We start from the raw sequence: 396 nt of genomic DNA on the forward strand, positions 1-396 counted from the left end.
ACGCTGGCGCATCTGCCGGACTATGGCTTGCCGGATATGACCAAAACCCTGCAGGGGATGCCCGGTACCGCCCATGAACTGATGGGCGTGCTGTCGGCGGTGCTGCTCAAATATGAACCGCGCCTGAAAAGCATTAAGGTGGTACTGCTCGAACAGATTGTTCCGGGAGAGCTTCTCTATGCTATTGATGCTGAACTCAACGGTATTGGCCTGGTGCGTTATGGTACGGAGTTTATGCCTGAAGGGCGTGTTTTGCTCCGACATCTTAAGCAACAGCAGTATCTCGGGAATACCTCCAGGATATGACTCTTCTTTTTTCTCTCCAGCGTGAAAGGCCAGATAACATCATGTCAGCAAAATCACACTTTCTGAAAAAACTGCAGGCCAGACAGACGC

Annotated in this window: 1 protein-coding gene; it reads left to right on the forward strand. The window is 51.3% G+C overall.

Annotated features, from left to right (window positions below; all coding sequences use genetic code 11):
- Positions 1-306 (forward strand): type VI secretion system baseplate subunit TssE (locus tag NNO02_RS23590; protein ID WP_271455909.1); only part of this gene is annotated, 306 nt, incomplete at its 5' end.
- Between the last annotated feature and the right edge of the window lie 90 nt (positions 307-396).

The organism is Citrobacter sp. Awk 2 (genome assembly GCF_028069815.1).
Taxonomy (GTDB): Bacteria; Pseudomonadota; Gammaproteobacteria; order Enterobacterales; family Enterobacteriaceae; genus Citrobacter.